This is a genomic window from Bradyrhizobium sacchari, assembly GCF_002068095.1.
In the GTDB taxonomy this organism is placed as follows: domain Bacteria; phylum Pseudomonadota; class Alphaproteobacteria; order Rhizobiales; family Xanthobacteraceae; genus Bradyrhizobium; species Bradyrhizobium sacchari.
The window spans coordinates 75,983-98,352 of the sequence record NZ_LWIG01000012.1 but is presented as its reverse complement, the minus strand read 5'-3'; the positions used below and the strand labels follow the sequence as shown (position 1 = coordinate 98,352).

Sequence of the window (22,370 nt, the reverse complement as noted above, 5' to 3'; positions counted from 1 at the left end):
GTGACGACTCCGAAAGGCCCGCAGCTTGCGGTGCTGCCGACCTCTGCCGAGAAGGATGCCCGCCAAGGTGCGCAGGTGCTCCAGCCCTCCGGTTGGCCGATGCCGAAGGGCTATGCCAATGGCATGGCTGCCGAAGGGCGGATCGTCGTCACCGGTGGCGTGATCGGCTGGGATGCCGATGAGCGGCTCGCCGATGGGTTCGTCGCGCAGGTCCACCAAGCTCTGAGCAACATCGCCGCGATCCTGAATGAGGCCGGCGCACACCCTGAGCACCTCGTGCGCCTGACCTGGTACGTCGTCGACATGGACGAATACCTGGCGAATCTGAAGGAACTCGGCAGGATCTATCGCGCAGTCTTCGGGGCGCATTATCCGGCGATGGCACTGGTCCAGGTCGTGCGGCTTGTCGAGAAGGCGGCTCGCGTCGAGATCGAGGCGACTGCCGTCATCCCTCGCTGAGCCGCGCTCACTCCTTCAGTCTGCCTCGTCAGCTTGCCTTGGCGAGATCATCGTCCTCGGGTGAGTTCAGATAGACGCCGGACATGGTGTCGACCCAGCACAGATGGTCGTGCACCTTCTTCACGCCCTCGACGTTCTCGGCGGCGACGACCGCAGCCTGCCGCGCGCGCTCTTCGGTGATGACGCCGCTCAAGTGAACGATGCCGTCGCGGACGATGACATTGAGACCGAACGGACACCAGTCGTTCTTCTCCATCGTATCGATGATGCGGGTACGAATGTGATCGTCGTCGGCGGTGGGGTCCGGCACTTCGCGGGCGAGCCCTGCGACCGCCTGCAGCAGATTAGCTCGGGACACGATCCCGACGACCACGTCGCCGCGCACCACCGGCAGGCGCTTTACGTTGTTCCTCTCCATCAGATCGACGATCTCCGCAAGCGCCGTATCTTCGGTGATGGTCACGGGCGAAGCGGTCATCACCTCGGACACCTTGCGGCCGTGTTCTTGGACGAAGTCCCTGGCCGACGTTCCCGGACCCAGGATGAACCGCAACCAGCGACCCCGCTTGCGCCCGGTGCCGATTTCGCTGCGGCGGATGAAATCTCCTTCCGAGACGACGCCGACCAGCCTGCCGGTGTTGTCGACCACCGTGAGGCCGCTGACGTGCCGCTTCAGCATGATGTTCGCCGCCTCCACGATGCTGGTGTCGGGGGTGACCGAGATGACCGACCGGGTCATGATCTGATGGGCGCGCATGGAAAACTCCGCTGGCATGTCGAATTTCGATGCGCAAAACCTAGCCCGACCGCGGGGGTGCGGTTTGACCCAGGTCAAGCGCGCAAAACCACTTTTCCCCGATGGAGCAATTGTGATCCGTGCCGCGATTTGATGCAGCTCAACGCGCGGCGGAAGCGTCGCCATACCTTGCTGCAGGCGTAAATGAGAAGCCCGCAGGACCATTCAGCCATGAGCGTCGTAAAGATATTTCCACGGGTCGAAGGGCCGCAGCCAGCTTCGTCCGCCGAACCGGTCGCCGAGGTTTCTGCCGCGACTCCCAAGCGGGTCTCAGAGACGCTGGTTATCGCCAATTCCCCGCCCGTATCAGAGCCATATCCTTTCGACCGCGCGTATCACGCCATGCTCGCCCGTTTCACGGGCGGGATTTCGCCGGTGGCCTTGTCGCTCGCCTGGCTCGATTGGGGCGCGCATCTTGCTGCGGCGCCACAGCGCCAGATGGAAATTTTCCGCAACGTTCTTCGCGATAGCGGCCAACTCTTGGAAGCTGCCGTTCATGCGACGTCGCAAAAGCCGTGGTCCGTGATCGAACCGCAGGGACGCGATCGCCGCTTCAAGGACCGGCAATGGGAAACCGCGCCGTTCAATCTGCTTGCGCAGGCATTTCTGCTCACCGAGCGCTGGTGGCGCGATGCCACGACCGGTGTGCGGGGCGTGTCCCACGCAAATGAAGCCATCGTCGAATTCTCGATGCGCCAGATGCTGGACATGTTGTCGCCCTCCAACTTTGCGGCCACCAATCCGCAGGTTCTGGAAAAAGCCTTCCAGAGCGGCGGAGAGAATTATGTGTTCGGCTGGCAGAACTGGTGCAGCGACCTGATGCGCCTGTTCTCCGCGAAGCCGGCGGACGACGATCAGTTTGTCGTCGGCAAGACGGTGGCGGCCTCGCCCGGCAAGGTCGTCTATCGCAACGATCTGATGGAGCTGATCCAGTACCATCCGACGACTGCGCAGGTGCGGCCGGAGCCGATCCTGATCGTGCCGGCCTGGATCATGAAGTACTACATCCTCGATCTGTCGCCGCAGAATTCCCTGGTCAAATACCTGACCGGTCAAGGTTTCACCGTCTTCGCGATCTCCTGGCGCAATCCGGATGCGAACGATCGGGATGTTGCCTTCGACGACTATCGCAAGCTGGGCGTGATGGCCGCACTGGACATGGTCGGCCAGATCGTGCCGGGTCGGAAGGTCCATGCGCTCGGCTACTGTCTTGGCGGTACGTTGCTGTCGATCGCCGCCGCTGCCATGGCGCGCGATGGCGATAGTCGTCTCGCCACCATCACACTCCTCGCTGCCCAGACCGATTTCACCGAGGCCGGCGAATTGACGCTCTTCATCAACGAGAGCCAGGTCGCCTTCCTCGAAGACATGATGTGGCAGCGCGGTTATCTCGACACCACACAGATGGCCGGCGCGTTCCAGCTGCTGCGCTCCAACGAGCTAATCTGGTCACGGTTGTCGCATGACTATCTGATGGGCGACGGCTCGCCGCCGAGCGACCTGATGGCCTGGAACGCCGACGCCACGCGGCTGCCTTATCGCATGCACTCGGAGTATCTGCGAAAGCTGTTCCTCGACAATGATCTGGCCGAAGGCCGCTATCGCGTCGAGGGCGGGAGCGTCTCGCTCTCCGACATTCACACGCCGATGTTCGTCGTCGGCACGCTCGCCGACCATGTCGCGCCGTGGCGATCCGTCTACAAGATCCACTATCAGGTCGATGCCGATGTGACGTTCCTGTTGACCAGCGGCGGTCACAATGCCGGTGTCGTCGCGCCCCCCGACGAGTCCTGGCACAGCTATCAAGTCAAGACCAAGGCCGCGGACGCGCCTTATGTCGGCGCGGACGAATGGCTGAAGCTGGCACCGCATGTCGAGGGATCGTGGTGGCCGGAATGGACGCAATGGCTGGCGGCGCGCTCGGGCGCGCCATGCGGTCCACCCTCGATTGGCGGTGGAGGCATTGACGGACTGCCCGACGCGCCGGGCGACTACGTCTACACCTAATCTTCAGGCTGCGCGTTCGGCGCAAGGTCTGACGAGCGGAACGGCTTGGCCTTGTCCAGTTTCCGGTAGGCCTTCGAGGCGGCTCGCAGCAGCTTCTTTTCCCGCTTGCGGTCGAGGAAACGAATGCCTGCCTCGGGGACAATTTCATTCAATGACGCCGCGAGGGCCTGCCCACGGGCGTCGTCGTTCAACTGTCCAAGCGATTTTTGCGCCTTCCTCAATTGCTTGAGGATCGATTTCTGCTTCGTCAAAGATTCGTCGGCGAACAGATCCGCGAGCGACTCGACCGAATAGGTCACCCGCTTGTTGAGAAGCCGCAGCTTGTGACGCTTCTCGACGTCCAGCTTGCCCAGCTTTCGGGCTTTCTTGAGCAGGGTCTCTTCCCATTCAGCCAGCCGGGCCGTCGCGTGGTCGGCCAGTGGGCAGCGGCGTAACCTGACCGCCTCCTTGCTGCGCCGGGTCGACCAGGGGCCGCTCTCGATCCAGGCCGAGGTGTGCTCGACCAGGCGCCGAAAGCGCGCGGACTGCAGCGCGCGGGCGAGCAGGCGGTGGCTCTCGGCGCGTTTCTCGTCCCAGTGCTGGAGTTCGGCGACCACGGCGAGCTCGTTGCCGCTCTCGGCGACGACCCGCTCGATTGCGACGTCGAGGTCCCGGACCATGCCGAGCTGGCTGTTCAGCCATTTCAGCTCGGCCCATACATCCGGCCGAAGCGCGTCGTCGTCCATCGGCGAGAAGAAGCGGATGGCCGTGCGCAGATGCGTCAGCGCGATGCGGATCTGGTGCAGCGCGTCGGGATCGCCTCGACACGTGCCGTCGTGCTGGGCGAGGACGGCGTCGAGGTGGCGGCGCGCGATGATCCGGAATGCAGTGTCGCAGGCCATGCCGGGGCTAAGACGGCCGGGCAGGACGTTGCGCCGCGCCGCAGGCTTGGCGCGCGCGGCTGCCGTCGAATTCGTGGTGGGTCGCGCCATCCTTGCCCGCGTCAATCAGATTGCCTTATTGCCTTGCGATCGCGTCCCGGCAACTTTGGAGCGTCTGCTCCTGTGTGCCGGATGCATCGATGGTCGCCCAACCGACGTGACCGATATTATAGTGCTCTTGCTGCGCAGCAACCTCCTGCGTCGCGTCGGAGGCATCGCCTTGGCGACCGCCGATGCGGCCCTGACGGGTGGCGAGGTCGGCGACGAGGAAGAGCCCGCTCAACGGTACGTTGAATTCACGCCCCAGAGCGGCCAGTTCGTCCCGTTCGGATTCGCGCGCAAAGACGGCATCGACAATGACGGAATGGCCTTGCGCCAGCGCCTGTCGGGCACGCTGCGCCAGCAGCTCGTAGACGCGTGCCGTGACGTCGGGCCGGTACGTGGACGGTGGGAGCCGGTCAGTGTGTCCCACCTGAAATAGCTGCTTGCGAACGACGTCGCTGCGCAGCACGACGGCGCCTGGCTGTGGCGCGACGTATGGCGCCAGGGAGCGGGCAAGGACGGACTTGCCGGTGCCTGATAGTCCTCCGACCGCAATCAGCCGCGGGGCAGGGGGCACGATCAGCGCCCGGGCCAGATCGAAATAACGACGTGCTCCGCCGAGAATTCCGCTCCGGTCTGCGTCGGGTCTCGTCAGACGCGCCAACGCCACTTGCGCCCGGATTGCCGCGCGAATCGACATGAACAACGGCAAGGTGGCGAGCGCGTCGAGCGTTTCGACCGACGCGGTCAGATACTGGTTCAGCACGATGTTGGCTGCCGCGGCCTGGTCATGGCTGAGCAGGTCCATCAGGGTGAATGCGAGATCGTAGAGCACATCGACGGTTGCCATCTGTGCATCGAACTCGATTGCGTCGAACAGGACGGGCTGTTCGCCGATCAAGACGATGTTTGCAAGATGCAAATCGCCGTGGCAGCGGCGCACGAAGCCCTGACGCCCGCGCTCTTCGAGCAGCGGCCGAAGGCGCAGGAACATCGCGTGCGAGGCCTTGCCGAGTTGCTCGATCACCCCGGCCTCGAGATGATTGCCGTTCCGCAAGCCGCAGCTGTTTCCATCTATGAGGCCCGGGATGGAGGAGACCCATGGCTCGCCGTCGGCGCGGGGCGCGGCCGCGTGCGAAGCCGCGATGGCGTCGGCGGTTGCCGAGGCGAGGTTCGCATCGAGCGGGCCGGCCTTCGCCAGATGATCCAGCGTCCGGCTTTCGTCGAAGCGGGACATATCGACCGCATACTCGACCGGCCGGCCGCTGCCGTCGACCGTCAGCGATCCGTCGGTCGCCTCGGTGATCGCCACGACGCGATGATAGATCTGCGGCGCCAGCGGCCGGTTAATCCTGATCTCTTCCTCGCAGGCCGTCTTGCGTTTCTCGAGTGTCGAATAGTCGAGGAACGGAAAACGCACGGCACGCTTGATTTTCAGCGCGCGCGTCCCGTCGAGAAAGACCGAAGCAGCATGCGTATCGATCCGCGTCACGCCGGGATGCGCGCAGAGCGCCGCGAAGATTCGTTCCTGGGCCGCCGTTTCGTCTGTCATCGAAGCTGGTGTCCCAAGATGCGGTCAAGGCTTCAGCACGGCCGCGCCGAGAATTTGTCCATTCCGGAGCATGTCCAGGACCTCATTGGCCTGATCGAGCGGGAACGCGGTCGTTTCGGTGCGCACACCGGCTTGCGGCGCGATGCTTAGAAAATCGAGACCGTCCTGTCGGGTGAGATTGGCAACGGAGATCAACTGCCGTTCCTGCCAAAGGAGATCGTACGAGAAGCTCGGAATATCGCTCATATGGATGCCGGCGCACACGACGCGGCCGCCCTTGCGAACGGCGCGCAACGCGACCGGCACGAGCTCGCCGGCAGGGGCGTAGATGATGGCCGCGTCGAGTGGCGTGCCCGGCGTTTCGTCCGAAGGCCCGGCCCAGACCGCGCCGAGCTGGCGGGCAAGGTCCTGAGCGGCCACATCTCCGCGCCGCGTAAATGCATGGACCGATCGCTCCTGCCAGATCGCCACTTGCGCGACGATGTGGCCGGCAGCGCCGAAGCCGTAGATGCCGAGCCGCTTGGCCTCGCCGGCCAGGACCAGCGAACGCCAGCCAATCAGGCCTGCACAGAGCAGAGGGGCGAGAGCCACGTCGTCGCCGGCCTCGCCCATCGGAAAGGCGTAGCGCGCGTCGGCGACCACATGCGTTGCGTAACCGCCGTCCCTTGTATAGCCGGTGAAGAGCGGGCGGTCGCAGAGGTTCTCCATGCCCTCCCGGCAAAACCGGCAGCTTCCACAGGTGAAAGCGAGCCAGGGAATGCCGACCCGGTCCCCAAGCGCATGCGTTGCGACATTCGGGCCGACGGCATCGACGCGGCCGACGATCTCATGTCCGGGCACGATGGGATAGCGGACGTCGGGCAGCTCGGCATCGACGACATGAAGATCGGTCCGGCAGACGCCGCATGCGCTGACCCTGACCCGGATCTGGCCTTCGCCGGGCACTGGATCGGGGCGTTCCTCCATCCGGAGCCGCGCTCGCGGGGCCGCCAACACCATCGCACGCATCAGTCTCTCCGGGGCGAACCGCTCCGATCGAACTATCCATAGAATGGCAGTGCACGGCCAGTCCTTGACTTTCGTCAATGCTTACCGTTGCCCGGCTGGCAGTTCCCCCGGCTTGACGAGGATCAAGCATCCTAACTAAAGCCGGCCTATTCTGGCAGCCAAGGAGAATCCCGATGCCCGTTAAGGATGTCTTTCTGCCGCTTGTCGGCCAGCCGCGAGGGCCCGCCCTCGCCGCAATCGAGAAATGCGTTTCTGTCGCCGCCGATCTTGGTGCCAGGATCACCGCCCTTGCGCTCGAGGAAGATCTTTTCGTGCGACCGAAGGTGCTGCTCCCCGACGATCCCGGCGCCGCCGAGGCGACTTCTGGAGCGGGCGACATGCAACGTCTACTGGATGCCTTCGCCGGTGCGGCGTCTCGCGCCAACATTCGGTCCCAAAGCCGCTCGGGCAAGGTGCCGGCGGATCAGATCGCGTCGATCCTGGCAGAGCATGCGCGCTTCAGCGATCTCACCCTGGTCCCTGTGAAGCCGCACGACAGCCGAACCGAGCGCATCATCGAAACGCTCTTGTTCGAATCCGGGCGACCATTATTGCTTTGCCCGGAACAGCATGTGGACGGGTTGCGACCGGAATTCGAGAACGTCATGATTGCTTGGGATCACTCAGCGCGCGCGGCGCGGGCGGTCGGGGACGCGATGCCGATCCTCCAGGCTGCCGCCTCGGTCCGCGTGGTGACCGTGGCAGACGACAAGACTGACGAGATCGCACGGTCCGGAGCCTCGCTCGTCGAGCATTTGAGGGAACACGGTGTCCACGCCTCGTTCGAAACGGCCAACGGGGGCGGCAGCTCGATCGGCAAGGTGCTCGGAAGTTGGGCGAATTCCAATGCCATCGATGCGATTGTGATGGGAGCCTACCATCATTCACGTCTGAACGAGGTCGTCTGGGGCGGTGTGACAAAGACCGTCATTGGCCAGCCACCGTGCTGGGTTATGATCTCACACTAGGCCCGGTGCTGACTTTCCGGCCTGATCTCTCGACCATCGGAACCGCCACCGACCGGGCGCATTTGCTGTCATGTCCACCTATCGCCTGAAGAATCTGCTGTCGCCCCGCTCGGTCGCGCTCGTCGGGGCCAGCGCTCGTCCGGTGTCAGTCGGCCGCGCCGTTCTGGAAAACATTCACAAGGCCGACTTCAAGGGGCAGGTCGGCCTGGTGAACCTGCGCCATAGGGAAATTGGCGGTGTCGCCGCGGTCGCCAGCCTGGACAAGCTGGGCTTCGTGCCCGAACTGGTGGTCATCACCGCACCGGCGCGAGAGGTTCCGGGCATCATCGATCAGGCCGGCCGGCTCGGCTCGGCGGGCGCGCTGATCGTCTCGGCCGGCTTGGGGCACGGGCCAGGATCGCTGCATGAGGCCGCAATCGCCGCGGCCGGCAAATACGGCATGCGGCTGATCGGACCGAACTGTCTCGGCATCATGATGCCCGGCGTGAGTCTCAACGCCAGTTTTGCCGCGCACATGCCGGGAGCGGGGAATCTCGCGCTGATTTCGCAATCCGGCGCGATCGCCGCCGGCATGGTAGATTGGGCCGCGCAGCGCGGTGTCGGCTTCTCCGGTATCGTCTCGATCGGTGATCAGATCGACGTCGACATTGCCGATCTGCTCGACTATTTCGCATTGGATCACAAGACCCGCGCGATCCTGCTCTATATCGAGTCTATAAAGGACGCGCGCAAGTTCATGTCGGCGGCCCGCGCAGCGGCGCGGGTCAAGCCGGTTGTCGTGGTGAAATCAGGCCGCATGGCGCAAGGAGCCAAGGCGGCCGCGACCCACACGGGGGCGCTTGCAGGCGCGGACGCCGTCTATGACGCGGCGTTCCGCCGCGCGGGCGTCTTGCGGGTCTCCGATCTGCGCGAGCTGTTCGATTGCGCCGAGACGCTCGGCCGCGTTGAGTCGCCGACCGGAAAGCGGCTGGCCATCCTCACCAATGGCGGCGGCATCGGCGTCCTCGCCGTCGATCGCCTGGTCGAGCTTGGCGGGATTCCGGCGTCGATCTCGGCGGACGCCCGCAAGAAACTCGATGATGTGCTGCCGTCGACCTGGTCCGGCGCCAATCCCGTCGATATCGTCGGTGATGCCGATGCATCGCGCTATGCGGCCGCGCTCGAGGCGCTGCTGGCCGACACCGGCAATGACGCAGTTCTCGTCCTCAACGTGCAGACGGCGATCGCCTCGGCTGCCGACATCGCGGCGACCGTAACGGATCTTGTCGCAAAATATCGCGAGCGGCACCGCGGTTGGGCAAAGCCCGTGTTGGCCGCCTGGGTGGGGGCCGATCAGGCAATCATCCAGACGCTCTCCGGCGCGGGCATTCCAAACTATCCGACCGAGGACGATGCCGTGCGCGGTTTCATGCATCTGGTCCGGCATCGTGAGGTGGTCGAGGAGCTGAGCCAGGTTCCTCCCACGATGCCCGACACTTTCGTGCCCGACGCCCGTGCTGCCAGACAGATCGTCGCCGCAGCCATCGCCGATGGCCGCAAATGGCTCGAGCCTGTCGAGATCAAGCACCTGCTCGAAGCCTACGACATCGCGATGGTGCCGACCTATGCCGCTGCTGATGTCGAGCAGGCGGCGGCCTGCGCGAACGAGATATTTGCACAAGGCGGGACCGTCGTGCTGAAGATCATGTCGCGCGACATCGTGCACAAATCCGATGTCGGCGGCGTCGTGCTCAATCTGACGACGCCGGACGCTGTGCGAGCGGCTGCGGCCGATATTCTCGCCCGGACCAGGAAGCTGCGGCCCGAGGCCCGCATCGGCGGCGTCATCGTCCAGGCGATGGTCGTCAAGGCGAAGGCGCGTGAACTGATCCTCGGCGTTGCCGACGATCCTACGTTCGGCACCGTTGTGGTGTTTGGCCGGGGCGGGACGGCGGTGGAGATCATCAACGACAAGGCGCTGGCACTGCCGCCGCTCGATCTGCAGCTCGCCCGTGATTTGATCGATCGCACGCGAGTCTCGCGTCTGCTGCGTGCCTATCGGGACGTGCCTGCCGTCAAGCAGGACGCAGTCGCCATGGTGCTGGTCAAGCTTGCGCAGATGGCGGCCGATATCCCGGAGATTCGCGAATTCGACATCAACCCGCTGCTTGCGGATGAGACCGGCGTGACGGCGGTCGATGCCCGCGTCGCCGTGGGGCCTTCACAGCGAAAACTTGCGGGCTCAGGCCCCGCCAATTTCGCTGTTCGCGCCTATCCGTCTCAATGGGAGCGTCGTCTCGAACTCAAGGACGGCTGGCGGATCTTTGTGCGGCCGTTGCGTCCCGAGGACGAGCCGACCATCCATGAGTTCCTGCGCCACGTGACGCCTCACGACCTTCGCTTGCGCTTCTTCGCGCCGATGAAGGAGTTCACCCACGAATTCATCGCACGGCTCACCCAGCTCGACTATGCGCGCGCGATGGCTTTCATCGCGCTCGACGAGACGACCGGCGAGATGGTCGGCGTCGTCCGGCTCCATTCGGACTCGATCTACGAAAGCGGCGAATATGCGATCCTGCTGAGGTCCGATCTCAAGGGCAGGGGGCTCGGATGGGCCCTGATGCAGTTGATCATCAACTACGCGAGGTCGGAAGGGCTGAAGGCGATCTCGGGCGACGTGCTTCAGGAGAATACCGCGATGCTCGAGATGTGCCGGCAGCTCGGTTTCGAGGTCAAGCCGGATCCAACTGAGCCCGATATCTGCGACGTCCGGCTGAAGCTCTGAGCGCGCCTGCTAAGGCATGATCCGGAAAAGTGCGGAGCGGTTTTCCGGAAAGATCATGCGCAAACAACAACCCAAAGCGCGACGACGACTCAGCCAAATCTCATCGCGCTTTAGGAAGGTGCTTCAGCCGAACTTGCGGGAGCGGAATTCTTGGTTCGCAAAGACTTGACGATAATCGCGATCAGGGGCACCAGCACCGGCACGATCGTGCTCAGCGGATGCTGCACCGCGCCCGACACCTGCGCCTGAAGAGCGCGTGCCTCGAGCTGAAGGGCCTCGATGGACGCGCCGTGGATTTCATTGGCGAGCTCGATGTCGCGGCCGGACGGAGCACGGCCGGCAATGATGAAGAGGACCGCGGCGATGGCAAAATTGACGGCGCCGAGAATGGCGGCCGCGGCAATAGCGCTCCAGATCTGGACCAGCGCGAAATAGGCCGACAGTTCCAGCATCAGCAGCCCGAACGCCGCGATCAACGCCGCAAAGGCCCGCAGGCAGATTCCCGTCAGGAGGTGGCGCAGCCTGATGTCCGCGATGATCCTGTCGGTACGCCACAGCAGGCGCAGATGTTTGACCACATTCTCGCTGTTCACCTAGTGCCTCCTCAGCATGAAGCCGACCACCACCCCGAGCGCGAAGGCGGAGGCGAGCGACGTCATCGGGCGCTCCGCGATGAGGCCCTGAAGCTGCTCCTGCTCGTCGCTGACGGTCTCGCCGAGTTCGGCGAGCGCGGCCTTGATCTGATCGGCCAGAGCTTCGGCTCGCTCTTTCGAGCTGTCGAACATCTCCTCGCCGGCGGTGCTCAAGAGGCGCGTGACGTCCACCTTCAACGATCGCAGTTCTTCGCTCATCCTGTCACTGTCGAACATGGATTTCATGTCTCCATTGAATGAAGCGAACCCTAGGGCCCGCCGGCACGGCCACGCTTGACCTGCGTCAAGACGCGGGTAGGCCCTGCGCTTGAGACAGGTCAAACCGGCCGCCACACGCCGGCCTAGAAGTAGCGGCTGAATGGGGACCGATTGTCCCGACGAGGTGGAAGCGTGAACTCCGAACCGCTGTTGCTGGCAACGCCCTCTGGCGATGCGCTGAAATTGCGCCCGGAAGGGCCCTGGACCGCAGCGAATGTGACGACGCTCGAAACTCTGTCCCGGTCGGTCGGAGCCGAGGTCGATCGGTCGCGGGTTGTGACCCTGGATATGTCGGGCGTCAGCGCGCTGGATACGCTCGGCGCCTGGGTCCTGGAGAAGCTGTCGCGCAGAGCCGCCTCATCCGGCAGATCGGCCGAATTCGTCGGTGTCGCCGACCATTTCAGCGGTCTCCTGGACGAGGTGCGCCAGGTCAATCGCCACACACCGGCGCCGGCGGCTGCACCCAACCCGGTCCTGCTCAGGCTCGGCGATCTCGGCAAGTCTACCCTCGGCGCGCGCGAAGACATCACGATCTTTCTTCAAATGCTCGGCGCCTTGTTCATGTCCATCGTCGGCGCGCTTCGCCGGCCGCGTACGCTGCGGCTGACATCGCTGGTCTACCAGCTCTACCGCATCGGCTGGCAGGCGATTCCCATCATTGTTCTGATCACGTTTCTGATCGGCGCCATCATCGCGCAGCAGGGCTTCTTCCATTTCCGCAGGTTCGGCGCTGAATCCTACACCGTCGACATGGTTGGCATCCTGGTGCTGCGCGAGCTCGGCGTTTTGATCGTCGCCATCATGGTCGCGGGACGTTCGGGAAGCGCCTACACTGCCGAGCTCGGCTCAATGAAGATGCGCGAGGAGATTGACGCGCTCTCGACCATGGGGCTCGATCCCGTCGACGTCCTGATCCTGCCCCGCGTTGCGGCTCTGGTCATCGCGTTGCCGATCCTGGCCTTCGTCGGGTCGATTGCGGCACTCTATGGCGGCGGCCTTGTCGCGCAGTTCTATGGCGACATGGGACCGGCGATCTACGTCGCACGGCTGCATGAGGCCATTTCCGTCACCCATTTCGAGGTGGGCATCCTGAAGGCGCCGTTCATGGCGCTGGTGATCGGGATCGTCGCCTGCAGCGAGGGCCTGCGCGTCAAGGGCAGCGCCGAGTCGCTCGGACGGCAGACGACGACGTCGGTGGTGAAGTCGATCTTCCTGGTGATCGTGCTCGACGGCTTGTTCGCGATCTTCTTTGCCTCGATCGGAATGTGACGGTGGACGAGCAGCAGGAGGAGTTCGCGATCCGGGTTCGAGACCTCGTGGTCGGTTTCGGCCGCCAGACCGTGCTCGACCATCTGTCGCTCGACGTGCGACGGGGCGAGATCCTCGGGCTGGTGGGCGCCTCCGGCGGCGGCAAGTCGGTGCTGATGCGGACCATCATCGGCCTCATCCCGCGCTGGAGCGGCGCGATCGAGGTCATGGAACGACCGATCGGCGGCCGCACGCAAGGCGCGGCCACGACCTGGGGCATCCTGTTCCAGCAGGGTGCGCTTTTCTCCTCGCTGACGGTCCGTCAGAACGTCCAGTTTCCGCTGCGCGAAAATCTCGTCCTGTCGCAAGAGCTGATGGACGAGATCGCGATTGCCAAGCTCGAGATGGTCGGATTGCGGGCGCAGGATGCCGACAAATATCCGGCGGAGCTGTCGGGCGGCATGACCAAGCGCGTGGCACTGGCGCGCGCGCTGGCGCTCGATCCGCCGATCCTGTTCCTGGATGAGCCGACGTCCGGCCTCGATCCGATCGCCGCCGGCGATTTCGACGCGCTGATCAGGACCCTGCAAAGGACCCTGGGGCTGACCGTGTTCATGGTCACCCACGATCTTGCCAGCCTTACCACGGTCTGCGATCGGGTCGCCGCGCTTGCCGACGGCAAGATCGTCGCCATCGGGCCGATGCGCGAACTTCTGCAATCCGAGCATCCCTGGGTGCGCGCCTATTTCCACGGCAAGCGCTCGCAGATGCTGCAACACGAGATGAGATGAGACATGGAAACGCGCGCTCCCTACGTGCTGATCGGCAGCTTCGTGATGGCCGCGATTGTCGCGGTGTTCGGCTTCGTCTATTGGCTGAACAACACCGGCGGCATCGGGCCGCGCACGAACTACCATGTGCAATTCCAGGGACCGGTGCCGGGTCTCTTGGTCGGCGCCGGCGTGCTGTTCAACGGCATCCGCGTTGGCGAGGTGACCCAGCTCGGGCTCGCGCCGGATAATCCGCGCTTCGTCAACGCGACGATCTCGGTTGCCTCAACGACGCCTGTGCGCGCCGACACCAGGGTCGGGCTCGATTTCCAGGGCCTGACCGGCGTACCGGTGGTAACGCTTGAGGGCGGCATGATCGTCGCCAAATCCGGCGAGCCCCTGAATTTAATCGCCGAGGCTGGCGCAGGGCAGAGCATGACGCAGGCCGCACGCGACGCGTTGCGGCGGGTCGACACCGTGCTGGAGGACAATTCCGGTCCGCTGAAGGACACCATCGCCAATCTCAAGACATTCTCCGACGGGCTCGCGCGCAATACCGGCAAGATCGACGGCATTTTGGCGGGCCTCGAGAAGATGACCGGCGGCGGGGCGCCGGCGCAGAAGATCACCTACGACCTGCGCACGCCGCAGAATCTCGGGCCGGCCGGCAAGACGCTCTCCGCGTCGCTGGCCATTCCCGAGCCGACCGCGGTCGCGATGCTGCAGACCCAGCGCATGTTGTTCTCCCCCGTGGGCGACAACCCTGGCTTTGCCGATTTCCTCTGGGCCGACAGCATCCCAAAGCTCGTGCAGGCGCGGCTGATCGACAGTTTTGAGAATTACGACATCGCTCATGCGCCGCTGCGCACGAGCGATCTCGGGCAGGCGGACTACCAGCTTCTGATCGACATCAGGCGCTTCCGGATTGCCACGGAGGGCGAGACGCGGGTCGAGATCGCCCTTTCGGCGCGGATCGTCGACAAGAACGGCAAGGTGGTTTCGTCCCGCATCATTGAGACCAGCGAGAAGCTCGACAAGGTCGAGCCGGCGGCTGCCGTTGCGGCGTTCGATGCGGCTTTTGCCCGTATCGCCAAGGAGCTGATCGGCTGGACGGTGCAGGCGGTCTAAGGCCAGCTATTCGAGCGTCTTAAGGTAGGACAGCAGATCGTGGATCTGGTCCGGGCTGAGCTCGAAGGCGGGCATGTCGGCATGGCCGGTGTAGATGCCTTCCGCCAGCGCCTCGCCAAGGGTCTCGATCGGATAGCGCCGGTGCAGGCTGCGTAGCGGGGGTGCGACCTTGAGCGGGCTCTTGGAGACGCGGTCGATCGCGTGGCAGCGCGCGCAATTGGTCCGCGCAAAGACCTTACCGCGCTGTTCAGCGGTGGGGGCTGCCAGCGCAGGCGTCATCAAAAGCAGGCCAAACAGGCCATGGCGGAGAGCGTTCTGAAACATGGAAGGCAGGGTCCGGTCGAACTGTTGGCGCAGAATAGAGGGGGGAGGGTTGCCAAAATTGATCTGGGTCAATCGCGTTTGTAGCGGAGCAGTAAAATGCAGCCGCGCGTGGCGGACTCGGCCGGGGGCCGGAGCTGGACCCACGCTAGGAGCGGTGGATGAAGCCTTCCGTGGTCACGATTGAGCCGAACGGGCATTTCTGCAGCGACTGCGGCGTACGCGCATCGGCGGTTTGTTCGTCGCTGGATCCGGCCGAACTCGGGGAGTTCGAGCATCTCGGACGCCGTGTCCATTTTTCTTCGGGCGAGACCGTGTTCTCCGAGGAGGACATCACGACCTCGTTCTATAACGTGCTTGAGGGTGTCATGCGGCTGTACAAGCTGCTGCCCGACGGCCGGCGGCAGATCGTGGGTTTCGCTTTACCCGGCGATTTCCTCGGGATGAATCTGTCCGGCCGTCACAATTTTTCGGCCGATGCAATCGGCGCGGTGACCGTATGCCAGTTCGCAAAAGCGCCCTTCGGCCGTTTCGTCGAAGACCGTCCGCAACTGCTCAGGCGGATCAACGAGCTGGCCATTCGCGAGTTGAGCCAGGCTCGTGACCACATGGTCCTGCTCGGGCGCCGCTCGGCGGACGAAAAGGTCGCGGCTTTCCTGCTTGTTTGGCGCGAACGACAGCCGGCGCCCAAAGGGCCGTCTGACACGGTTCCACTTCCGATGAGCCGCCAGGACATCGCCGACTACCTTGGCCTGACCATCGAAACCGTCAGCCGCACGTTCACCAAGCTCGAACGCCACGGCGCGATCGAGATCATTCACGGCGGCATCAGTCTGCTCGACCCGGCACGCGTCGAGGCCCTCGCCGCAGCCTGACAGCCCTTCCGCGACGCCCGGTTTTTGATCCCGATCAATGACGCCGGGCATCTGCCGCAAATAATGCCCTCAAACAATCAGGGAGGAGCATGATGCCGACTGACGCGTTGCTGATGACCATTGTCGTCGTGGCGATCTTCGTCACTTTCGCGGCGGCCTTGGCGTGGGCGGACCGGCAAACCAGCGAAGGCCGGATCGATTCCAAGCGCTGAAACTCCTGATCACAGGTCCCATTTGATACACGCGCGGTCGATTCTCGACCGGCTGGCCCGTTCAGCAGCGCCGCAACGCGACCTGCGGCGTCTGCAACTCTGCATCGACCCGAACGCATTGGCGCATCCTTCGGATGTCGCCTGCGGGCCGCGCCGGAGCAATTTCGCCGCATTTGCCTCAATCCGCACGCGTGCTTTCCGGTTGAAAAGCCGGGCAACACTGACTACGCAGGAACTCCAGTGCCTCGCAGTCTTAGGAGCCCAGCGGCGTGCCTCAGGACAAGACCGGCGACCCCCGACAATCGGCGGGCAACAAATTATCGGTCCTGCGCAAGCACCCGATCTTTGCGGATCTGGAGCCGGAGGCGCTTGATCAGCTTTGCCGCTATGCCAAGCACACCACGGTGAAGCGCGGTGCGACGATCGCCGCCAAGGGCGACCCCGGCAACAATCTGTTCGCGGTGATCGCCGGGACAGTGAAGATATCCTCCTCATCGCCCGATGGACGAAATGCGATTCTCAATCTGATCGGCCCTGGAGAAATCTTTGGCGAGATCGCGGTTCTCGACGGTGCGCCGCGTTCGGCGGATGCGACCGCCAACACTAATTGCGAGCTCTACATCATCGACCGCCGCGACTTCCTGCCGTTCGTGAAGAGCCAGCCGGCTCTGGCGATGAAGTTCATCGAACTGCTCTGCGCGCGCCTGCGCTGGACCAGCCAACAGGTCGAGCAGGTGATCCTGCAAAATCTCCCTGGGCGGCTGGCGAGCGCACTGCTCGGCCTCACCGAGGAGCGCAAGCTCGACTCCGGCAGCGGCACGCTCGCCATCACCCAGCAGGAGATCAGCGAGATGGTGGGCATGACGCGTGAGAGCATCAACAAGCAATTGCGCGCCTGGGCCGGACGCAACTGGGTTCGTCTCGAGCATGGTGCCATCGTGGTGCTCGACACCGACGCGTTGCGCGAACTCGCCGAGAGCGGTCTCGACGGCGAGTGATGCGTCGCGTCTAGAGCATGATCCGGAAGAGTGTGAAGCGGTTTTCCGAAAAGATCAGTTGTCGATGATGGCGACGGCGCGGGTCCAGCCCGCGGAGGCACGTTCGATCTTCACTGGGAAGCACGAGACGGTGAACCCGGTCGAAGGCAATTGATCGAGATTGTGCAGCTTCTCGAGGTGGCAATAGCCGATGTGCCGGCCCGCCTTGTGGCCTTCCCAGATCAGGCCGGCGTCCTTGGTCTCGGCATATCTCTTTGCGGTGTAAACGAATGGCGCGTCCCAGCTCCAGCCATCGGTGCCGGTCAGCCGCACGCCGCGTTCGAGCAGATACATGGTGGCCTCATAGCCCATGCCGCAACCGGAGTTGACGTAACTGGCCTCGCCGAATCTGGCGCCGGCGCTGGTGTTGACGACGACGATCTCCAATGGCGACAGCGTGTGCCCGATGCGCTTGAGCTCCGTCTCGACGTCGCCGGCAGTTACAACGTAACCATCGGGCAGATGCCGGAAGTCGAGCTTCACGCCGGGCTGAAGGCACCACTCCAGCGGCACCTCGTCGATGGTCCATGACCGCTCTCCGCGATTCATCGTCGGATGAAAATGCCAGGGCGCGTCGAGATGCGTGCCGTTGTGCGTCGACAGCGAGACCTGTTCGACGGCCCAGCCTTGGCTATCCGGCAGGTCTTCCGCCTTGAGGCCGTCGAAGAACTGGAGCATGCGCGGCAGGCCCTGCTGGTGATCGATATAGGTGATGGTCGGGTGATTGCCCGGCGGATCGGACGTCACGTCGTTTCTGAGTGGCACGGAAATATCGATCAGCTTCCGCGGCATGGGCATTCCCTCGAGATGATCCGCTGTTTCGAACATCTTGAGGGGCCTCCACCGGAGGCGTCAAGTCACGCTCAGGAGACGTCGAGCCAGCCCGCTTACCCACCATAGGGCGAATTGCGCCAGAAATTGATCGATGCAACTCTTGCATTGATCGATGCCGGATTTGGCTTGGACAGAGAATGCCGCCCGCCCTAGGGACGACAATGGCGCTTGACTTCACACCTGAAGTGGAGCGACCCAAGACGGCCCGCTGCCTGCCCGACAACGATATAATCACCTCAGGAGGAAGCCCAGATGAAGACACTCACCGGTATCATCGCAGCCGCTGTGCTGGCGGTCTCAGCGCCGCTGGCGACTGCACGCGATTTCCGTTCCGCCGACATCCATCCCGCCGATTATCCGACCGTTGAGGCCGTCAAGTTCATGGGCAAGCAGCTCGCGACGGCGAGCGGCGGCAAGCTCGGCGTGAAGGTGTTCCCGAACGGCGCCCTGGGCTCCGAGAAGGACACCATCGAGCAGCTCAAGATCGGCGCGCTCGACATGATGCGGATAAACGCATCGCCGCTGAACAATTTCGTGCCCGAAACCATCGCCCTGTGCCTGCCTTTCGTCTTCCGCGACACGCAGCATATGCGCACTGTCCTTGACGGGCCGATCGGCGACGAGATCCTGGCGGCGATGGAGCCCGCGGGCCTGGTCGGCCTCGCCTATTACGACAGCGGCGCCCGGTCGATCTACACCGTCAAGGCCCCGGTCAAGTCGCTCGCCGACCTCAAGGGTCTGAAGATCCGCGTCCAGCAGTCCGATCTCTGGGTCGGCATGATCCAGAGCCTCGGTGCCAATCCGACGCCGATGCCCTATGGCGAGGTCTACACCGCGCTCAAGACAGGTCTCGTGGACGCTGCCGAGAACAACTGGCCCTCCTACGAATCCTCGCGTCACTTCGAGGCGGCTAAGTTCTACAACGTCACCGAGCACTCGTTGGCGCCCGAGGTTCTCGTGATGTCCAAGAAGGTTTGGGACACGCTGAGCAAGGAGGATCAGGCGATGGTCCGCAAGGCAGCCAAGGAATCGGTCCCGGTCATGCGCAAGCTCTGGGACGAGCGCGAGCAGGCCTCCCGTAAGACCGTCGAGGCGGCCGGCGTCCAGGTCGTAACCGTCGCCAACAAGCAGGAGTTCGTCGATGCGATGAAGCCGGTGTACCAGAAGTTCGCCGGTGACGAGAAGCTGCAGAGCCTCGTCAAGCGTATCCAGGACACGAAGTAAGAGCACGGCGCATCGGGTCCGGGTCCCTGCAAGGTGACACCGGACCCTCGCGAGGAGGCGCGGGATGACAGACCCACACGTCGCAGATCACGAGCAGGAAGCGGTCACCGGACGTCCGTCCACCGGCCTGCTGTCGCGGATCAATGCACCCATCGCGCGCCTTGGCATGTATCTGTCGGTGACGGGACTGCTCGTCATCGTCACCATCGTGTTCTACCAGGTGTTCGGACGTTACGTGCTCAACTCTAGTCCGACCTGGACCGAGAACCTCGCGCTCGTCCTCATTCTGTACGTCACGCTGATCGGCGCCGCCGTCGGCGTGCGCGATGCCGGCCACATCGGGATGGACAGTCTGCTGGTCATGCTTCCGGATCAGGTGCGCGAGAAGATCGAGATCGTGATCCACGTTCTCGTGGCCGTGTTCGGCATTGCGATGGCCTATAACGGCTGGATCCTCGGCGCATCGGTCGGGACCGTGAAGATCCCCAATCTCGGGCTTCCCGAAGTCATCCGTTACGTGCCGCTGATCGCCTCCGGCATCCTGATCGTCTCCTTTTCCATCGAGCACATCATTGCTCTCCTGCGCGGCGAAGAGGTCGTCCCCTCATGGAACTGATCATCCTCGGCGCCACCTTCTTCGGCTTCCTGATCCTCGGCGTCCCGGTCGCCTTCGCGATCGGCCTGTCGGCGATCTGCACCATCCTCTATGAAGGCCTGCCGGTCGCCGTCATCTTCCAGCAGATGATGTCGGGGATGAACATCTTCTCCTTCCTCGCGATCCCGTTCTTCGTCTTCAGTGGCGAGCTGATGCTGCATGGCGGCGTCGCCGACAAGATCGTGAAGCTCGCCAAGAATCTCGTCGGGCACATCCGCGGCGGCCTTGGCATGTCGAACGTGGTCGCCTGCACGCTGTTCGGCGGCGTCTCCGGCTCGCCCGTGGCCGACGTGTCGGCGATGGGGGCGGTGATGATACCGATGATGAAAAAAGAGGGGTTCGACACCGACTACGCCGTCAACGTCACCACCCACGCCTCGCTGGTGGGAGCCTTGATGCCGACCAGCCATAACATGATCATTTATGCGCTCGCCGCCGGCGGCAAGGTCTCGATCGGCGCGCTGATCGCAGCCGGTCTCCTGCCGGCGCTGGTACTGATGGTCTGCATGCTGGTCGCCGCCTACGCGGTCGCGGTGAAGCGCGGCTATCCGGCCGGCAAGTTCCCGGGCTGGGCCGAAGTGTTCCGGTCGCTCGCGGCCGCGTTGCCCGGCCTTCTCATCGTCGGCATCATCCTGGCGGGCATACTGTCCGGCGTCTTTACAGCCACGGAATCCGCGGCGGTCGCGGTCACCTACACGATCCTGCTGACTTTCTTCATCTACCGCACCATGACCCTGCAGAACTTCCTGCGAGCCGCGGCCAAGGCGGTGAAGACGACGGGTGTGGTGCTGCTGTTGATCGGCGTCTCCACCATGTTCCAGTACCTGATGGGTCTCTATGAGGTGGCCGACTTTGCCGGCGACCTCATGAGCAAGGTGTCCACGCAGCCGTGGATGATCTTCCTGCTCATCAACGTCATCCTGTTCGTGCTCGGTACGTTCATGGATATGGCGGCGACCATCCTGATCTGCACTCCGATCTTCCTGCCGATTGCGATGAAGGCGGGCATGGATCCGGTGCAATTCGGCATGCTGATGCTGATCAACTGCGCGCTGGGGCTGAACACCCCGCCGGTCGGTACGACGCAGTTCGTCGGATGCGCCATCGGCGGCATCTCGGTGGGCGCAGTGATGCGCACCATCCTGCCGTTCTATGCCGCGCTGATCGCAGCGCTGATGTTCGTCACCTACGTTCCCGCCTTCTCGCTGTGGCTGCCGCGTCTCTTGATGGGATACAAGGGATAGCTGCCGTGCGTGCGCCGGCCCTTGGCCGGCGCACTGGCCTTGCGTAGTTTGCGTCACGACAACAGGGAGAATCTGTCCGTGACCGACTATCGCAAGCTCTTCGATCTCACCGGCAAGACGGCCGTGGTGCTCGGCGCCGCCTCAGGGATCGGCAAATCGTCGGCCGAAGCGCTGGCAGGGTTAGGCGCCCGTGTTGTCTGCGCCGATCGCGCGTTTGATGCAGCGGAGGCGACCGCCGCCGTCATTCGCGAGAAGGGTGGCTGGGCGGAAGCAGCCAGCTGCGACGCTGCGAGTGCCGCGGACGTCAACGCGCTCGGCAAGACCGTGATGCAGAAATTTCCGCGGCTCGACATCGCCGTGACCACGCCCGGGCTCAACATCCGCAAGACCATCTTCGACTACACCGAGGAGGATCTCGATCGCGTCCTCAACCTCAACGTCAAGGGCACGGTCTGGTTCTTTCAGGCCTTCGGCCGCATCATGGTCGAACAAAAGGGCGGCAGCATCATCGCCTGCTCCTCGGTGCGCGCGGTGACGATCGAGCCGGGCCTTGGCGTCTACGGCTCCACCAAGGCGGCGATCGGCCTCTTGGTGAAGGGTTTTGCGTCCGAAGTCGGCCATGCCGGTGTGCGCGTCAACGCGATCGCGCCGAGCATTGCGGAAACCGCGCTGACCGGCCCGTTCAAGCAGCGTCCCGACATCTATGATCTCTACGCCGGCCACACCGTGTTCAACCGCTGGAGCAGCGCGGACGAGGTCGCGACCGCCGTGGCCTATCTCGCCTCAGATGCCGCAAGCTATGTCAGCGGCAGCACGCTTTTCGTTGATGGCGGCTGGACTGCGGTCGACGGGCCGCCGACCGGTCTCACCCAGTTGCACAAATAGGTTGGGCGTCTAGCTGGCAAAGCCAACGCGCTGACGCAGTTCCCTGTGATCTGCGCCAGTCAGAAGCCTGACCAGTGCAGCTGCTTCATCCGGATGCGTGGCCCGCGTGGTCACGCCGGCCGTGTACATCGTCACGAGCTCGCAGCCTGACGGCAACGCGCCCGATAGCGCGATGCCGTCGGTGCCAATGATCTCGGTGGCCTGGGTGCATCCGATCGGCCTTTGTGCAGTGGAGGCTGCAAGCTCCCGCATCGCAGTCGCGCCATTCGGATAGATTTTGAGGCGTGAGGCAACCTCATAGGCGATGCCGAGCTGATCCAGCACTCTTGCGAAATGTTGTCCCGCGGTCGATGCCTTCGTGTCCGGAACGTAGATGGCGTCCGCGGAACGCACCACCTCGCGCAAATCGGCTTCGCTCTTTACCGTCACCCTGGGATCGCGGCTGCGGACTGCCAGCGCGGTCTCGACCCC

Annotated in this window: 22 protein-coding genes; 13 read left to right on the top strand and 9 right to left on the bottom strand. The window is 63.8% G+C overall.

Going from position 1 to position 22,370, the window contains the following annotated elements:
- Positions 1-459, top strand: a complete 459-nt coding sequence (locus A5906_RS15610; protein WP_080136549.1) for a RidA family protein — start codon at positions 1-3, stop codon at positions 457-459.
- A gap of 28 nt (positions 460-487) precedes the next feature.
- Here A5906_RS15610 and A5906_RS15605 read toward each other — a convergent pair whose 3' ends face one another.
- A complete protein-coding gene (locus A5906_RS15605; RefSeq protein WP_080136279.1) occupies positions 488-1,216 on the bottom strand; it encodes a CBS domain-containing protein in 729 nt (242 codons plus the stop codon).
- Between the two features lie 210 nt (positions 1,217-1,426).
- On the opposite strand from A5906_RS15605, the gene A5906_RS15600 reads away from it, so the two are divergent.
- Positions 1,427-3,262, top strand: coding sequence for a PHA/PHB synthase family protein (locus A5906_RS15600; protein WP_080136278.1), 1,836 nt, complete (start codon positions 1,427-1,429; stop codon positions 3,260-3,262).
- On the opposite strand, the gene A5906_RS15595 is transcribed toward A5906_RS15600, so the two are convergent.
- From A5906_RS15595 to A5906_RS15585, 3 genes are read right to left on the bottom strand one after another with little or no spacing between them, the layout of a single operon-like run.
- Positions 3,259-4,233 (bottom strand): CHAD domain-containing protein, encoded by a 975-nt coding sequence (locus A5906_RS15595; protein WP_080136277.1) that lies wholly within the window; start codon positions 4,231-4,233, stop codon positions 3,259-3,261. The two genes, A5906_RS15600 and A5906_RS15595, sit on opposite strands and share 4 nt — an antisense overlap.
- Positions 4,234-4,258: 25 nt before the next feature.
- A complete protein-coding gene (locus A5906_RS15590; protein ID WP_080136276.1) occupies positions 4,259-5,776 on the bottom strand; it encodes a bifunctional aminoglycoside phosphotransferase/ATP-binding protein in 1,518 nt (505 codons plus the stop codon).
- Positions 5,777-5,800: 24 nt separating this feature from the next.
- Positions 5,801-6,784: a zinc-dependent alcohol dehydrogenase family protein gene (locus A5906_RS15585; protein ID WP_080136275.1), complete on the bottom strand. Its 984-nt coding sequence runs from the start codon at positions 6,782-6,784 to the stop codon at positions 5,801-5,803.
- A gap of 173 nt (positions 6,785-6,957) precedes the next feature.
- Here A5906_RS15585 and A5906_RS15580 point away from each other — a divergent pair, with 173 nt between their 5' ends.
- Entirely contained in the window at positions 6,958-7,791 is an 834-nt protein-coding gene (locus A5906_RS15580) for a universal stress protein (RefSeq protein WP_080136274.1), read from the top strand.
- Between the two features lie 70 nt (positions 7,792-7,861).
- Complete coding sequence (locus tag A5906_RS15575; RefSeq protein WP_080136273.1) at positions 7,862-10,555, top strand: bifunctional acetate--CoA ligase family protein/GNAT family N-acetyltransferase; 2,694 nt, start codon at positions 7,862-7,864, stop codon at positions 10,553-10,555.
- A gap of 110 nt (positions 10,556-10,665) precedes the next feature.
- On the opposite strand, the gene A5906_RS15570 is transcribed toward A5906_RS15575, so the two are convergent.
- Positions 10,666-11,148 (bottom strand): phage holin family protein, encoded by a 483-nt coding sequence (locus A5906_RS15570; protein ID WP_080136272.1) that lies wholly within the window; start codon positions 11,146-11,148, stop codon positions 10,666-10,668.
- Positions 11,149-11,424, bottom strand: a complete 276-nt coding sequence (locus A5906_RS15565) for a hypothetical protein (protein WP_080136548.1) — start codon at positions 11,422-11,424, stop codon at positions 11,149-11,151.
- Positions 11,425-11,598: 174 nt separating this feature from the next.
- On the opposite strand from A5906_RS15565, the gene A5906_RS15560 reads away from it, so the two are divergent.
- From A5906_RS15560 to A5906_RS15550, 3 genes are read left to right on the top strand one after another with little or no spacing between them, the layout of a single operon-like run.
- Positions 11,599-12,735, top strand: a complete 1,137-nt coding sequence (locus A5906_RS15560; RefSeq protein WP_080136271.1) for an ABC transporter permease — start codon at positions 11,599-11,601, stop codon at positions 12,733-12,735.
- A 2-nt stretch (positions 12,736-12,737) separates the two neighbouring features.
- Positions 12,738-13,505 carry an ABC transporter ATP-binding protein gene (locus A5906_RS15555; RefSeq protein ID WP_080136270.1) on the top strand — a complete coding sequence of 256 codons (768 nt, stop codon included), beginning with the start codon at positions 12,738-12,740 and terminating at the stop codon, positions 13,503-13,505.
- Positions 13,506-13,508: 3 nt separating this feature from the next.
- Complete coding sequence (locus A5906_RS15550) at positions 13,509-14,612, top strand: ABC-type transport auxiliary lipoprotein family protein (RefSeq protein WP_080136269.1); 1,104 nt, start codon at positions 13,509-13,511, stop codon at positions 14,610-14,612.
- Between the two features lie 6 nt (positions 14,613-14,618).
- Here the strand turns inward: A5906_RS15550 and A5906_RS15545 are convergent, their stop codons facing one another.
- Positions 14,619-14,936 carry a c-type cytochrome gene (locus tag A5906_RS15545; protein WP_080136268.1) on the bottom strand — a complete coding sequence of 106 codons (318 nt, stop codon included), beginning with the start codon at positions 14,934-14,936 and terminating at the stop codon, positions 14,619-14,621.
- A gap of 158 nt (positions 14,937-15,094) precedes the next feature.
- Between A5906_RS15545 and A5906_RS15540 the strand changes: the two genes are divergently transcribed.
- Both A5906_RS15540 and A5906_RS15535 read left to right on the top strand, forming a co-directional pair.
- Positions 15,095-15,808, top strand: coding sequence for a Crp/Fnr family transcriptional regulator (locus A5906_RS15540; protein WP_080136267.1), 714 nt, complete (start codon positions 15,095-15,097; stop codon positions 15,806-15,808).
- A gap of 481 nt (positions 15,809-16,289) precedes the next feature.
- Positions 16,290-17,018 (top strand): Crp/Fnr family transcriptional regulator, encoded by a 729-nt coding sequence (locus A5906_RS15535; protein WP_080136266.1) that lies wholly within the window; start codon positions 16,290-16,292, stop codon positions 17,016-17,018.
- A gap of 54 nt (positions 17,019-17,072) precedes the next feature.
- Here A5906_RS15535 and A5906_RS15530 read toward each other — a convergent pair whose 3' ends face one another.
- Positions 17,073-17,849, bottom strand: a complete 777-nt coding sequence (locus A5906_RS15530; RefSeq protein WP_080136547.1) for a cyclase family protein — start codon at positions 17,847-17,849, stop codon at positions 17,073-17,075.
- 294 nt (positions 17,850-18,143) lie between these two features.
- On the opposite strand from A5906_RS15530, the gene A5906_RS15525 reads away from it, so the two are divergent.
- From A5906_RS15525 to A5906_RS15510, 4 genes are all read left to right on the top strand, one after another.
- Positions 18,144-19,115: a TRAP transporter substrate-binding protein gene (locus tag A5906_RS15525; RefSeq protein WP_080136265.1), complete on the top strand. Its 972-nt coding sequence runs from the start codon at positions 18,144-18,146 to the stop codon at positions 19,113-19,115.
- A 64-nt stretch (positions 19,116-19,179) separates the two neighbouring features.
- Positions 19,180-19,731: a TRAP transporter small permease gene (locus tag A5906_RS15520; RefSeq protein WP_080136264.1), complete on the top strand. Its 552-nt coding sequence runs from the start codon at positions 19,180-19,182 to the stop codon at positions 19,729-19,731.
- Positions 19,722-21,014 carry a TRAP transporter large permease gene (locus A5906_RS15515; RefSeq protein ID WP_080136263.1) on the top strand — a complete coding sequence of 431 codons (1,293 nt, stop codon included), beginning with the start codon at positions 19,722-19,724 and terminating at the stop codon, positions 21,012-21,014. The genes A5906_RS15520 and A5906_RS15515 overlap by 10 nt, the downstream gene beginning before the upstream one ends.
- A 78-nt stretch (positions 21,015-21,092) precedes the next feature.
- Positions 21,093-21,899, top strand: coding sequence for an SDR family NAD(P)-dependent oxidoreductase (locus A5906_RS15510; RefSeq protein ID WP_080136262.1), 807 nt, complete (start codon positions 21,093-21,095; stop codon positions 21,897-21,899).
- 9 nt (positions 21,900-21,908) lie between these two features.
- Here A5906_RS15510 and A5906_RS44475 read toward each other — a convergent pair.
- Positions 21,909-22,370 (bottom strand): molybdate ABC transporter substrate-binding protein (locus A5906_RS44475; protein ID WP_245326750.1); only part of this gene is annotated, 462 nt, incomplete at its 5' end.